Consider the following 12,979-nt stretch of genomic DNA (forward strand, 5'->3'; position numbering starts at 1 on the left):
CCGGGGCGATGCGCGGGCCTATAGCGCCAAAGGTTGCGCGCGTCACCCGTCACGTCTTTACGTTTACGTCAACTAGAGCTTGCACTTGCGAACGCCGCTTGCGACGGTGCCCGGGAACCCAAGGAGCAAAGACATGAGCTACGATCAGATTCGCCTCGACAAGCACGAAGGCATCGCCCTCCTGACGCTTCACCGGCCCGACCGGATGAACGCCTTCACCACCGAAATGATGCTGGAAATCGTGGCTGCGCTCGACGAATGCGACGCCGACGATGGCGTGCGCGCGGTGGTCTTCACCGGATCGGGCGACCGCGCCTATTGCGCAGGGGCGGACCTCGGCCAGGGCGCCGCAACCTTCGATTATGACAAGCGCAGCGACAAGGCGACGACCTTGCCCGACGGCACATCGGCGAGCCCGATCGGCGAAGATGGCACGATCGACTGGTCGCACCCGCTGATCCGCGATTCGGGCGGGCGCGTGTCGATGCGAATCTTCGATTGCAAAAAGCCGGTGCTCGGCGCGATCAACGGCGCCGCAGTCGGTATCGGCGCCACGATGACGCTGTCGATGGACGCGCGCCTTGCCAGCGAGACCGCACGCTATGGCTTTGTTTTCGCGCGCCGCGGCATCGTGCCCGAAGCGGCATCAAGCTGGTTCCTGCCGCGCCTCGTCGGCATCCAGAATGCCGTCGACTGGTGCTTTTCAGGCCGCCTGATCGACGCCGCCGAAGCGCGTGAAAAGGGCCTCGTCCAGTCGGTGCACAAGCCCGGCGAACTCGTCGATGCCGCGATCGCGAAGGCGCGCGAGCTGACTGCCGACAGCGCCCCGGTGTCGGTCGCGCTCACCCGTCATATGCTGTGGCGGATGCTCGGCGCGCCGCATCCGATGAGCGCCCACCGCTGGGACAGCCGCGTGATCTTCGCGCGCGGACGCAGCCCCGACGCCGCCGAAGGCGTCACGAGCTTTCTCGAGAAGCGCCCGCCCGATTTCACCGCGAGCGTCGCGAACGATTATCCGTGGTTCGCCGAGTTCGAAGACACTCCGCCTTATAGCTGACCTTCTCAATCCTCCCTGTGGCGAAGCCATGGGGAGGTGGCAGCCCAAAGGACTGACGGAGGGGCTTTGGCGCAAACATTTCGGCCCCTCCACCACCGCCTAAGGCGGCGCCCCCCCCCTCCCCATCGCTGCGCGACGGGGAGGATTGTAGCCGTTAGTTACGCCGCGTCGTACATCCGCCGCCCGCGCGCCGCCGTCAGGCTGTGCGAGCTTTTCAGCGCCGGGCAATGGCGGCGGATCGTTTCGACATGATGCCAGTTGGCGGTGACCCGGTCGCGGGTCAGCGCCACGGTCACATAGCCGCGATCCTGGGTATTCGCCCATTTAAGCTGGGGCGAGGAGGCGCGCAGTGCCGCGACGCGCACCGCGTCCGACACCCCGGTCGTATAGGCCTCGAAGCCCGGCGAAGTAACACTGTGGCCGCCGACCTCAATCCCGGCCGGTCGGCCATCGTGCGCCAGATCGAACGCCCAGGCATTGTGGCTGTCGCCAGCGAGCATGACGAGATTGGCGTCGGCTGCCTGCGCGGCGCCGAGCAGGCGCGACCGTGCCGCAGGATAGCCGTCCCAACTGTCCATGTTGAGCGGCAGCCCTGCCTTGGCGGCAAGCTGTGAGACCTCGACGCGGCGCTTCACAAAATCGGGTTGATCGGTGCCGAACCATCCCGCCGATTCGGGCGGGGTGAACAGGCTGCCCGCCAATATCTGCTGCGCGCAGACCTGCCAGCGCGTGCCCGACTTCGCCGATGCAGCCAGTCCGCCGAACAGCCATGCCTCCTGATCGGCGCCGAGCAATTGACGCGCGGGATCGCGATAGCCGGTGTCGGCGAATTGCCGCAGCTTCGCCGCCGCATCGCCGCCACCCGCGAGGATGTCACCAAGCTCGAACGGCTTGTCACGCGCGGTGATACGCGTTTCGGGGAGGAAGATCGTCGCGAGATCGCCGACCTGATAATCGCGCCAGCGCGCCTCCGCGACGGGCATCCATTCGCGGTACGCGCGCTCCGCCGCGGCAGCGCGGTCAGACCAGCTGCCCTCGCCTTCATTGTGGTTTTCTGCCCCGCCCTTCCATGTATCGTTGGCGAATTCATGATCGTCCCACTGGGCGATCATCGGGAACAGCTGGTGCAGGCGCTGGAGGTCGGGGTCGCTGCGATAGGCCGCGTAGCGCAGGCGATACTCGGCGAGCGCGACGAGTTCCTGTGTCGGCTGGACATCGCGGCCGGGCACCGTCTCTTTAAACGACGGATAATCGCCGACCTTATACTCATAGAGATAATCGCCGGCATGGACGACAAGATCAATATCGTTGCGCGCGGCGGCATGGCCATAGGCGTTGAACCAGCCGAACGGCAGATTCGCGCAAGAAAAGAGCGCGAGGGTGAAGCCCCTCGTCGCCCCGGCGGGAAGCGTGCGGGTGCGCCCGATGATCGACTTCACTCCGTCGGGCGCAATGAAGCGGTAAAAATACCAGCGTCCCGGCTCGAGTCCGTCGATGCTGATCTTTGCGATATGATCATGCGCACCACTCGCTGTGACGGTACCGCCGCCAACGATATGCACGAAGTCGGTGCTTTCAGAGATTTCAGCGGTCAACGTGGCGTCGCTGGCCGCCGCATAGCGCGTCCAGAGCAGGACGGAATTCGGCCCCGGCTCACCACTCGCGACGCCATGGGTAAAACCCCGCGCCATCATCGCGGCGGCGGTGCCGGGCAAGGCCAGCGCGGCGAGGCCGACCGTGCCGATACCGATCAGCTGGCGCCGGCCCATCTCCCCCCAAAGCGGATGCATCGCCGTCCTCCTCCAGAATTCTCCGGTTTTATGCCGGCTCTTTGTTACAGATCGCGCTACCCCATGATGCCGAGCGCGAGCAGCAGCAGCATGAAGGTGACGACCGCATAGATGCTGAAGAACACAAGCAGGGACGCGCGTACGAACGCCGCGAAACCCGACGAACGATAAGCGCCGCGTAGCTGGCGATACATGTGGAAGGGCACATAGATGAGTGCAACGGCGGTCGCGATGTCGCCGAAAATTGTCAGATTGAGCAGCCGAACCACGACAAAGAGGAGCAGCATGAAGCTGATCGAATAAGTGACGAAAACAAAATGATCATAAGTGTGAAAACGTCGGCTGAACGGAAAGAGCAGCCACATGAAGGGCAGTGACAGCGGGATCAACGCCCAGGCGAATTTATAGGCATTGGCCTGCAATTTGTAAAAAAGCAGCCCGGGGTTCGCGATCGCCTTTTCGAGACCATGGTCGATGAATGCGACGCCGGTGTTGACCTTCGTCCGCGACAGGAAATCAACCCCCGTCATCACCTGCTCGGCAGGATCGTCCAGAACCGGCGGGCCCTTGTCGAGCTCCTGCTTGCTCAAATTGCGCGCGACGCCCAAATGGTCCGCGCTCTTTTGAAGCATGTCGCGTTCTTCCTGCAATTGCTTGCGCTCGGCGAATGGCAGTTTCGGATCCGACAGGCGCGAATCGATGCGATCGACCTCTTCCTGAAAACCGGCCTTGATCGCATTCGCCTGTGTCTGTTCGGCCGCCGCCTTCTGCACGTCGAGGCCCCCGACCGAGCCCACGCCGACCATCGCGAGCACCGCATAGGTCAGGAACACCGCAAACAGAAACAGCGCGAGCGGCGAAATGAAGCGCGCGCGTTCGCCGTGGATATAGCGGCGGGTAAGGTCGCCCGGGCGCCAGGCGAGCAAGGGCAGCGTATTCCAGATCTTGCCTTCGAAATGAAAGATCGCGTGGACCAGATCATGCCCGATCGCACCAAAGCTGCGATGGATATCGGACTTTTGCCCGCAGCGATGGCAGTGCGATCCGACAAGGCTGGTCCCGCAATTGAGGCAGCGCACACCGTGATGTCCGCCGCGCGTCGCGCCATGCTCAGGCTCGACCGCCGAGCCTGCCAGCCCTGCCGTGATCGCCGCCCCAATGCCTTCGATATCCCCACTCATACCCCCTGCCTAATAGCGCGAGGGTCGCCGCGCAACGGGACTTTCGCAGCGCGCGCAAAGCATGATAGGGCAGGCGCCATGAACGTCGAAACCCTGACCCCGCCGCCGTCGCTGGCCGATGCCGATACCCTCATCGCCGACATGGGCGCGCGCGCGCGCGCTGCGGCGAAACGACTCGCTGTTGCGACCACCGCCGAAAAAGCCGCCGCACTCCACGCCGCGGCACACCAATTGCGCGCGCAGGCGACCGCGATCCTTGATGCCAATGCGCGCGACATGGCCGCCGGGAAAAGCACCGGACTGACCGGCGCGATGCTCGACCGGCTACGGCTCGACGACGCTCGGCTCGGCGGCATCGCCGATGCGGTCGAGGCGGTAGCGGGACTGGCCGACCCAGCCGGGGCAGAGATCGACCGTTCCACGCGACCGAACGGGATGGAACTGGTTCGCGTCCGCGTGCCGCTCGGCGTCATCGGGATTATCTATGAAAGCCGCCCGAATGTCACCGCCGACGCGGCGGCTCTCGGCCTGATGTCGGGTAACGCCGTGATCCTGCGCGGCGGCAGCGAAGCGGTGTATTCGAACCGCGCCATTCACGCCGCCTTCACGGCTGGTCTCGCCGAAGCGGGCCTCCCCACCGACGCGGTGCAGCTGGTGCCGACGCAGGACCGCGCTGCGGTCGGCGCGCTGCTCCGTGCGCAGGGCCTGGTCGACATCATCATCCCGCGCGGCGGCAAGGGCCTTGTCGCGCGCGTGCAGGATGAAGCACGCGTTCCCGTCCTCGCGCATCTCGACGGCATCAACCATCTTTATATCGACGCCGCCGCCGACCCCGAAAAAGCCGTGGCGATCGCCGTCAACGCCAAGATGCGCCGCACCGGCATCTGCGGCGCGACCGAGACGATCCTGATCGACCGCGCCTATCCCGCGCCCCTCGCGATCATCGACGCGCTGATCGCGGCCCGATGCGAAGTGCGCGGCGACACGGCGATCATGGCGCTCAGCCCGCATGTCGAACCCGCGTTGTCCGGCGACTGGGATTGCGAATATCTCGACGCGATCGTGTCGATCGCCATGGTAGATGGCATCGCGGGTGCGCTCGCGCATATCGACCGCCATTCGAGCCGCCACACCGACGCGATCGTCACCGACGATGCAGCGACCGCCGAACGCTTCCTGTCGGAAGTCGACAGCGCGATCGTCATGCACAATGCCTCGACCCAATTCGCCGACGGCGGCGAATTCGGCCTGGGCGCCGAAATCGGTATCGCCACCGGCCGCCTCCACGCCCGCGGCCCCGTCGCGCTCGAAGGACTCACAACCTATAAATGGCTGGTACGCGGCACGGGACAGGTCCGGCCTTGAGACCACCGCGAAAACGCAGGCGATGGCTTTGTCTCGTTGCGTTTGTCCTGATGCTCGCGCCGCTCCCGTTCTTCTGGCTCGTAGCACGCGATGTTGTTCACTTGGCCTTCGCTGATAAGGAAGAGACCCAGCGGATCGTATATAATGTCCTGATTCCCGGACTCTACGCTGCACTTGATCGCAGCGACCGGCTGCCGCCGCCAAAGTCCCGAAGCAAGGGCGAGACGCCTGTCATTTCGCTTGCCTTTGCACCCGTCGATGACGCCTTGCCGCCTTGTTTCGATCTGCTGAGCGTCGAGATTGCGCCTCGCTACACCACCGAGCCGCCCCTCGCCGTCGCAAAAGATTGGGCCGAACACAGCTTGCAACGCCCATGGGGTGTTCGGAACGCCGACGTTGCCGATTATGATGAAAACATCGCGCAGTCCTTCTCGCCATTCGCTCTTTCCGCCTATCGTGCGTGTATCGAAGCGACGCCGTTCGGTGGCAAATGCGCAAAACGATTCCGCGCGAAAGTGACCGACCGAGGGCTCACCCTCAACGAGAACCGAATGCGTCTCTATGCCGCAGCGAGAATTTTGGACGCCGGGGGCAAGCCGACTGGTCGCTACTGCGCGTTGAGCGCCGCCCAGGCAGTTGCGACGGAATGATGCGAAGAATCGCAACTGGCCTTCTCGGCGGCAGTTTCAATCCCGCGCACGGCGGGCATCGCGCGATCAGCTTGAACACAATCGACGTGCTGGGGCTCGACGAATTGTGGTGGCTGGTATCGCCGGGCAATCCGTTGAAGCCCAAGGCCGGAATGGCGCCCCTGTCTGCCCGGCTCGCGTCCGCGCAGCGCATGGCGCGACGCTCGCCGATTCGCGCGACAGGAATCGAGGCCGAACTGGGCACGCGTTACACCGTCGACACACTGAAAAAGATCGTCCACCGCTATCCCAATCGACAGTTCATCTGGATCATGGGCGCCGACAATCTGGTGCAATTTCCCCAGTGGCGCGACTGGCGCGGGATCGCGCGATTGATGCCGATTGCGATTATCGCGCGTCCGGGCTATAATGATCGTGCCCATGCAAGACGTGCGATGGGATGGCTGCGACGATTTGTCCGCCCCGCAGACCTGAAAAGCCAATGGACAGACTGGAGACCGCCCGCCCTCGTGTTCCTGCGTTTTTCGCCCGATGTGCGATCCGCAACTGCGATACGGCAGGCCGACCCCCGCTGGTTTGAACGTTATGAAGGCCGCGCACTGCGCGACCCGCTAACGCGTTTGCGCTTGCCGGGACCCACTAGGAAAGGACGCATTTGATCTCCGCCCCCCAGGATGCCGCGCCCGGCGCCGCACCCGCAAACGACAGCGTGGAAGCGCTCCACGCGCTGATCCTCCACCAGCTGGACGAGGACCAGGCCCAGGAAACCATTTCCATCCCGCTTGCTGGCAAAAGCAGCATCGCCGATCATATGGTGATCGCGAGCGGCCGGTCGACGCGCCATGTCTCGGCCATCGCCGACAAGCTGGCGCAGCGGATCAAGCAGGAAGCCGGCCGTCTGGTTCGTGTCGAAGGCTTGCCCAATGCCGATTGGGTACTGATCGATGCCGGCGATGTCATCGTTCACCTGTTCCGTCCCGAGGTCCGTAGCTTTTACAACCTCGAACGCATGTGGTCGTTCGGCGACGCACCGCCTGTCCCCGCAGCAAATTGACCTGAATCCATGAGCGCCGGTCAAGCGACGCCCATGGACACGCGTCCCGTTCTGACGCCCGGGGAGTTCGAGGATCGGGCGACCCATGCCGATTCCGGCTGGTGGCTGACTGGCGAACATTTCATCCACACGGCGTCGGTGACGAACATCGACGGCTGGAATCTCTACGGGCATCCCGGCAATGCGCTGCTCACCGAAGCGCAGCGCGTACTGATGATGTGGTCGGATCTGGTCGGTCAGGTAGCCAACGGCGGCTTCGAACAGTTTATCTCCAATTATGCAGATACGCTGGCTTTGGCGCATCGACTCATTGCGAAACTGGAATGGCCCGAGCTGTTCGAACATTTTGATCCCGCTTTTCGGGAGCAAGCAGGCGATCCGGCGGCTCCCCAACTCGTCGATTCAAGGCCATGGGGGTGGGAAGCCGATGAACTGGCGGCCAGTCGAGCCCTTATGCTGGACAGCCTCGCACGCAGCAAAACGCGATGGCGACCGTGGGCGCGGCGGGGCGAAATGGCCCTGTTCGATCAACTGTCGGACACAATATTGCAGACCTTGTATAACAAGGGGGTGTCGAACGGCGAAATACAGCCGGTCGAAAAGCAGCCAGTGGAATATGAACCGCTTCCCCGTGTGGCTGCGGACGCTTTCGACATATGGTTCTATCTCGACAGCACGCGTGAGGCGTCTCAGCATTATGTCGGCTCCTATATACGCGCGCGCCGCGATCAATTGTGCCGAATAGACGGCTGACATGCTCCTTCACATCATCGCGCGCGGGCGCATCGGGCGTGGCCCCGAGGCCGAGCTGGTCGAACGCTATATGAAGCGTGTGACCTGGGCGCAGAAGATTTCCGAGCTTCCGGACACGGGCGGTCGCGTGCCCGCAGCAGCCCCGGGCTGCCGCACCATCCTGCTCGATGAGGGCGGCGAGCAAATGAGCTCGCTCGAATTCGCCAAATTGCTGGAAGGCTGGCGTGACGGCGGGGTGCGCGAGGCGCGCTTCTGCCTCGGAGCCGCCGACGGTTTTACGCCGGAGGAACGCGAAGGTGCCGCAAAGGTCATCGCCTTTGGCCGCGCGACATGGCCGCACCTGATGGCGCGCGCGATGCTCGCCGAACAATTGTGGCGCGCCACCAGCATCATCGCCGGCCACCCCTATCACCGCGAAGGCCGCCAATGAGGCGCACGTTCGCCGCGCTGGTTTTTGCCGTCGCAGTCGCCGGCGGCGCACTCGCGCTGGCGCAGAGCGATGCCTTCGATCCCGCCGCTATCGCCGCACGCGAGCAACAACAACTTCTGGCCGCGAAGGAGCAATCAGCCGCAGCGATGGCACGCAGCGCTGCGCTGGAAAAACAGGCTGCGTCGACAATCGATGAGGCCGACCGACTGAAAAAACGCAGCGCAGCGCTCGCCGCGCGCATTCAGTCGGCCGAGGCCGACATCAGCGCTGGCGAAGCGCGCGTCGCGCTCGTCCGCCGCCGTCTTTCCGCACAGCAGGCACGGCTGGAGCAACAACAGCAGCCCCTGCTCGAACTGACCGCCTCGCTCCAGCAACTCTCGCGCCAGCCGCCGGTGAGTGTGCTCGCGCAACCGGGGTCGCTGACCGACATGATCCATGCCCGCGCCGTGCTCGACGCGGTAATGCCGGTGATCGAACGGCGCACCGCCGGGGTCCGCCGCGAACTCGCCGTGCTGCACGCAACGCGGCAACAACAAGCTCTGGCACTGAAGGCCTTGAGCGGCAGCAAGGTCAAGCTCGCCCAGCGACGCGACGCGCTGACACGGCTCGAGAATGAAGGCCGGCTGCGCTCGCGCGAATTGATGAGCAGCGCGCAGCTGGAGGCCGACCGCGCGCTAGGTTTGGGCGAAAAAGCGCGCGACATCGCCGAGCTGATGGGCGAGCTGGAGGCCGATGGCACGGTTCGTGCCGAGTTGGCGCAACTTGCCGGTCCGGCACCGCGGCCGCGCGACCCCACCAGCGCAAACCCCGCCCCCGCCCCACCCGCCACCGCAGCGACGGAATTGACGCGCGGCGCCTATCGCCTGCCCGTTGTCGGGCGCGTCGTCGCCGGGTTGGGTGAAGTCAATGCGAGCGGCGTGCGTTCGCGCGGGTTGACGATCGCCGCGCGACCCGGCGGACAGGTCGTCGCTCCCGCGCCGGGCCGCGTCAGCTTTGCCGGCGACTATCGCGGCTATGGCAAAATTGTCATCATCGACCATGGCGGCGGCTGGATATCGCTGATGACCGGGATGATCGGCCTGTCGGCGAGCGTCGGCGACACGCTGGACGCCGGGGCGCCGATCGGCCGCGCCGGGTCCGACGACAGCCGGATCACCGTCGAACTGCGCCGCGCGGGCCACCCGATCGACATCGCCGCGATGCTCGGCTGAAACCGCCCCGTCCGGCCGGGAGAGCTCGCTTGACCGGCGCATAAATGCGTAGGAGGATGGCGGACCGGGGATTATAAGGCGGGAATATTCTCGCGTGATTGAAAGACGCCCATGACCGAATCGACCAAGATCGCCACCGCCCCGAAGCGCCGCTTTGCCCTTTGGCAGGGCGCCGCCGCGCTCAGCACGCTGGCGCTGGTGCCGCTGGCAACCGGCGCGATGGCGAGCGTCGATGCGTCGACGCAGGAAGAAATCGCGCGCTTCATGGATGTCTATCTGGAAGTGAAGGCCAATTATGTCGAACCGGTCAGCGACGACAAGCTGATCGAGGGCGCGATCAACGGCATGCTCGCCAGCCTCGATCCGCATTCGGGCTATCTCGACGAACGCGGCTTTTCGAATCTGCGCACGCAGACCGACGGCGAATATGGCGGGCTGGGCCTGTCGGTGACGATGGAAGACGGCGTGGTCAAGGTGATCGCCCCGACCGCCGACACGCCGGCCGCGAAGGCGGGCATCAAGGCCGGCGACTATATCACCCATATCAACAAGGAACTGATCTTCGGCATGACGCTCGACGAGGCGGTCGAGCAGATGCGCGGCCGTCCGGGGACGAAGATCGACATCACCATCGTCCGCGAAGGTCAGGACAAACCGATCGAAATGTCGCTGACGCGCGAGATCATCGACCTGAAACCGGTCAAATGGGAAGTGAAGGGCGCCGTCGGCGTGCTGACCGTCACCAGCTTCTCCGCCGATGCCACCCGCGACCTCAAGGCCGCAATGCTCGCGACCGAAAAATCGCTGGGCAAGAAACCCCGTGGCTGGATTCTCGACCTACGCTCGAACCCCGGCGGCCTGCTCGACGAAGCCGTGGGAATCAGTGACCTGTTCCTCGAACGCGGTGAAATCGTCTCGCAGCGCGGCCGCAAGAAAAGCGATATGGAACGCTATTTCGCCGAACCCGGCGACGTCGCGCAGGGCGCCCCGGTAGTCGTACTGATCGACGCCGGCTCGGCCTCGGCCTCCGAAATTGTCGCCGGCGCGCTGCAGGACCAGCACCGTGCGGTGGTGATGGGTGAGCGCAGCTTCGGCAAGGGATCGGTCCAGACGGTGCTACCGCTAAGCGACACCACCGCGCTCCGCCTGACGACCGCACGCTATTACACGCCGTCGGGCCGCAGCGTGCAGGAAGGCGGGATCGAGCCCGACATCCGCGTGCCCCAGTTGTCCGATCCCGACTATGCCGCGCGGCCGAAGTTCCGCGAAAGCGATCTGCGCCGTCACCTTGTCAACGAGAAGAAAGTCGACAACGGCTTGCTCGAAAAAGATGAGAAAGCCGACCCACGCTTCACCGAGACCCCCGAACAGTTGAAAGCCAAGGGGATCGAGGATTTCCAGATGCACTATGCGCTGCAGACGATCGGCCGTATCAATCCGGCGACGCCGCGCATGGCGGAGGGTAGCAAGCCCGCCGCCGCCAAACCAACCCGCCGCAATTAAGGGACGGCTTCGATGTTGAACTCGCGCCTCGCTGCGCCGCTCGTCGCGCTCGCCGCCCCGTTCCTCCTCTATGGCGGGGCGCTGGTGTCGCAATATGGCTTTGGACTGCACCCCTGCGAGATGTGCTATTGGCAGCGCTGGCCGCACCAGGCAGCGATCGTGCTGGCCGCGCTCGCGCTGCTGCTCCGCGGTAATGACCGGGCAATGCGCACGCTGACCTTCCTCGCCGCCGTCGCCATTGCCATCAGTGGCGCAATCGGCGTCTTTCACGCCGGGGTCGAATATGGTTTCTGGGAAGGGCTGACGACCTGCAGCTCCGGCGCAAGCGGGCCGATTTCACTCAACGACATCATGGCAGCACCGATCACGCGCTGCGATGTGCCGCAATGGACGTTTGGCGGTGTTTCACTCGCCGGATTCAACGCGATCTTCTCATTCGGTGCTGTGGCGCTCGTCTTGACCTTGCTGCGCCGCCGGACCGCATCGGCAGCATGACCGACAAACGTACAGCTTCGATGATCCGCGTCGATCAGGCCGGCGAATATGGCGCGACGCGCATCTATGCCGGTCAGCTCGCGGTAATGGGCGATCGCCACCCGATGGCGCGCGAAATCGCGCATATGGCCGATCAGGAAGAGCGGCACCGCAAATTTTTCGACGATATGGTCGCGCGGCGAGGGGTTCGCCCAACCGCGCTGCAACCGGTCTGGAAGGTCGCAGGCTTTGCGCTGGGCGCAGTGACTGCCGCGATGGGACCGCGCGCCGCCATGGCGTGCACCGCCGCAGTCGAGACCGAAATCGACCGCCATTATCACGACCAGCTCGACGAACTGGGCGACAGCGACCCCGAACTCAGCGCAGCAGTCGCCGATTTCCGTGCCGAGGAACTGGAACATAAGGAAGCGGCGCTCGCCGCCGGCGCCGAAAGCGCGCCGGGCTATCCGCTGCTCAGCTTTGCGATCCGCGCCGGCTGCCGTGCAGCCATCGCGCTGTCGAAGCGTATCTGATACAGGTTCACCGCGCCTGTCCGTTTACGGCGGATGCAGGGTCGCAGTGCCAAATGCCCGTGAAACGATAAAGGATGATCCGATGACCCGCCTCCCCGTTCTTGCGCTGATCCTGGCCGGTAGCGCCCTCGCCTTGCCCGCCGCCGCGCAGGACACGGCGGTTGAGGGTGAGAAGATCAACCAGGTCATCGTCTATGGCAACGACAAGTGCGAACAGAGCAGCCCCGACGAAATCGTCGTTTGCAACCGCCTGCCCGAAACCGAGCGCTATCGCGTACCGCAGATGTTCCGCGGCGGCAGCGTGCTGGACCCGCGCAATCAGGCCTGGGCGAACAAGGTCGTCGCACTCGAACGCGTCGGTCGCTTTGGCACGGACAGCTGCTCGCCGACCGGACTCGGCGGCTTCACCGGCTGCACCCAGGCACTGGTCGCAGGTGCGAAGGCCGAACGTCAGGCCGCTGACAAGACCGACTGGCAGACGATGATCGCCGATGAACGCGCCAAGCGCATCGCGGGCATCGACGCGGCCTCCGATAATGTCGAAGCCGCGGTTGTCGCCGAGGAAAAGGCGTTGCAGGAACGCCAGCGCCGCGCCGCCGAACTCGAAGCACGCGGCGGTGCGCCCGCAGACACCGCTGGTGACCCCGACGCAACGCCGCTGCCGGTCCCACCCCCGCGCTGAGCGGCGGCCCCTGCGACGGAATTTCGGAGTCGCTCCGCGCGACTCCTGACGCCCCCTGAGTATGTCTCAATGTGGCTTTTTCATTCCCGTTCGACGCCCGATGTCACCACAATTGCACCTTTTTTTGCAGCCCAACGCGATTTGGTTCCGAATCCGGGGCGAATCGAAGCAAATTTTAACGAATCACGTGCAACCTGTCTTGACTCGGGAGTTTTTGAGGCAAATCGTGGCGTTTCTGGGAATCGCCGGCCTAAGGGGGCTGAACATGGCATCAACATTTGGACCGCGCCTTTGGC

14 protein-coding genes are annotated in these 12,979 nt (G+C 64.5%); 12 read left to right on the forward strand and 2 right to left on the reverse strand.

The features are described 5' to 3' along the window. The first annotated feature begins 133 nt into the window (after window positions 1–133). Entirely contained in the window at window positions 134–1,057 is a 924-nt protein-coding gene (locus CDQ91_RS10900; RefSeq protein ID WP_088472762.1) for a crotonase/enoyl-CoA hydratase family protein, read from the forward strand. Window positions 1,058–1,215: 158 nt separating this feature from the next. Here CDQ91_RS10900 and CDQ91_RS10905 read toward each other — a convergent pair whose 3' ends face one another. Then, the gene (locus CDQ91_RS10905; protein ID WP_088472763.1) at window positions 1,216–2,847 is read right to left on the reverse strand and encodes an alkaline phosphatase D family protein; all 1,632 of its coding nucleotides are present in this window, start codon (window positions 2,845–2,847) and stop codon (window positions 1,216–1,218) included. 56 nt (window positions 2,848–2,903) lie between these two features. Further along, on the reverse strand, window positions 2,904–4,028 hold the full coding sequence (locus CDQ91_RS10910) for a DUF3667 domain-containing protein (protein ID WP_088472764.1): 1,125 nt from the start codon (window positions 4,026–4,028) through the stop codon (window positions 2,904–2,906). Window positions 4,029–4,106: 78 nt separating this feature from the next. Here CDQ91_RS10910 and CDQ91_RS10915 point away from each other — a divergent pair, with 78 nt between their 5' ends. The 11 genes from CDQ91_RS10915 (at window position 4,107) to CDQ91_RS10965 (ending at window position 12,683) form a co-directional block, all read left to right on the forward strand. Next, window positions 4,107–5,393: a glutamate-5-semialdehyde dehydrogenase gene (locus CDQ91_RS10915; protein WP_088472765.1), complete on the forward strand. Its 1,287-nt coding sequence runs from the start codon at window positions 4,107–4,109 to the stop codon at window positions 5,391–5,393. Window positions 5,394–5,443: 50 nt separating this feature from the next. Next, window positions 5,444–6,043, forward strand: coding sequence for a hypothetical protein (locus CDQ91_RS10920; RefSeq protein WP_088472766.1), 600 nt, complete (start codon window positions 5,444–5,446; stop codon window positions 6,041–6,043). Next, window positions 6,043–6,702 carry a nicotinate-nucleotide adenylyltransferase gene (locus tag CDQ91_RS10925; RefSeq protein ID WP_088472767.1) on the forward strand — a complete coding sequence of 220 codons (660 nt, stop codon included), beginning with the start codon at window positions 6,043–6,045 and terminating at the stop codon, window positions 6,700–6,702. The genes CDQ91_RS10920 and CDQ91_RS10925 overlap by 1 nt, the downstream gene beginning before the upstream one ends. Beyond that, on the forward strand, window positions 6,699–7,097 hold the full coding sequence (gene rsfS / locus CDQ91_RS10930; RefSeq protein WP_174688498.1) for a ribosome silencing factor: 399 nt from the start codon (window positions 6,699–6,701) through the stop codon (window positions 7,095–7,097). Before CDQ91_RS10925 ends, rsfS begins: the two co-directional genes overlap by 4 nt. A 33-nt stretch (window positions 7,098–7,130) precedes the next feature. Further along, window positions 7,131–7,850, forward strand: coding sequence for a DMP19 family protein (locus CDQ91_RS10935; RefSeq protein WP_158213663.1), 720 nt, complete (start codon window positions 7,131–7,133; stop codon window positions 7,848–7,850). A gap of 1 nt (window position 7,851) precedes the next feature. Further along, the gene (locus CDQ91_RS10940; protein WP_088472769.1) at window positions 7,852–8,280 is read left to right on the forward strand and encodes a 23S rRNA (pseudouridine(1915)-N(3))-methyltransferase RlmH; all 429 of its coding nucleotides are present in this window, start codon (window positions 7,852–7,854) and stop codon (window positions 8,278–8,280) included. Continuing rightward, entirely contained in the window at window positions 8,277–9,491 is a 1,215-nt protein-coding gene (locus tag CDQ91_RS10945) for a murein hydrolase activator EnvC family protein (protein WP_088472770.1), read from the forward strand. The genes CDQ91_RS10940 and CDQ91_RS10945 overlap by 4 nt, the downstream gene beginning before the upstream one ends. 111 nt (window positions 9,492–9,602) lie before the next feature. After that, on the forward strand, window positions 9,603–10,994 hold the full coding sequence (locus tag CDQ91_RS10950; protein ID WP_088472771.1) for a S41 family peptidase: 1,392 nt from the start codon (window positions 9,603–9,605) through the stop codon (window positions 10,992–10,994). Between the two features lie 12 nt (window positions 10,995–11,006). Then, on the forward strand, window positions 11,007–11,489 hold the full coding sequence (locus CDQ91_RS10955) for a disulfide bond formation protein B (RefSeq protein WP_088472772.1): 483 nt from the start codon (window positions 11,007–11,009) through the stop codon (window positions 11,487–11,489). After that, window positions 11,486–12,001, forward strand: coding sequence for a demethoxyubiquinone hydroxylase family protein (locus tag CDQ91_RS10960; protein WP_088472773.1), 516 nt, complete (start codon window positions 11,486–11,488; stop codon window positions 11,999–12,001). The genes CDQ91_RS10955 and CDQ91_RS10960 overlap by 4 nt, the downstream gene beginning before the upstream one ends. Before the next feature lie 82 nt (window positions 12,002–12,083). After that, a complete protein-coding gene (locus tag CDQ91_RS10965) occupies window positions 12,084–12,683 on the forward strand; it encodes a hypothetical protein (protein ID WP_088472774.1) in 600 nt (199 codons plus the stop codon). Window positions 12,684–12,979: the final 296 nt, after the last annotated feature.

It is taken from the genome of Sphingopyxis witflariensis (genome assembly GCF_002205635.1).
GTDB classification, from domain to species: domain Bacteria; phylum Pseudomonadota; class Alphaproteobacteria; order Sphingomonadales; family Sphingomonadaceae; genus Sphingopyxis; species Sphingopyxis witflariensis.